At 29.3% G+C, this 631-nt stretch carries 1 protein-coding gene; it reads right to left on the bottom strand.

Translation table 11 applies throughout. The features are described 5' to 3' along the window. Positions 1-459, bottom strand: a 459-nt coding sequence (locus KH893_RS11410; RefSeq protein ID WP_281166227.1) for a hypothetical protein, incomplete at its 3' end; no start/stop codon positions are given. Between the last annotated feature and the right edge of the window lie 172 nt (positions 460-631).

The raw sequence follows: 631 nt of genomic DNA, 5'->3' as shown, positions 1-631 counted from the left end.
ATATTGTTTGATAGCTAAGAGAGTTTCATCAATAAATTGGTAGTCCTTTATAAAAGATACTTTAAAGGGATGGTCTTTAGATTCGTTATAGTTTTTAACAAAGTGCCAGTGATCAAAGATATCATGCCATATCTCATAAGGATCTATTCCTTGTCGATAGGCAACTGAATGAATAAATTCAATTCTATTTCTGTCTCTGTATGATATATAAGCAAATCTTCCAGAAGATATCCATCGGTAGGACCTTATGAAAATCATTAGGACGTTGAAAATTCCGATTAAATAGAAAAATAAGATGAAAAAATCAAAAGTTTGAATTACTTGAATCTTTTTCCATAATAATGCAGGAATTATAAGGCAAGCAATAATCCAAAGTACATTATGAGCTCCGATTACTCTATCAAAGATAACTCTTCTATCAAAAGGAGTAATAGGGTCATTCAAATCCTGATTAACCAAGAAAAACACCAAAGGAAGCAAAATTGCTAGGAATATTTCATCAATTGAATAAAAGACAGATGAACTAATATTCCCATAAAAATAAGTTAAATATCCAATAATAAGCAGAAAAACGAATAAAAAAGCTTCTGAGAGTTGATTGAAATAATTATTCATAGTCTAAGAATAGTAC

This window comes from Liquorilactobacillus sicerae, assembly GCF_029916425.1.
Taxonomy (GTDB): Bacteria; Bacillota; Bacilli; order Lactobacillales; family Lactobacillaceae; genus Liquorilactobacillus; species Liquorilactobacillus sicerae.
The sequence above is the reverse complement of the archived record's forward strand: the minus strand, read 5'-3'. Positions and strand labels throughout refer to the sequence as shown.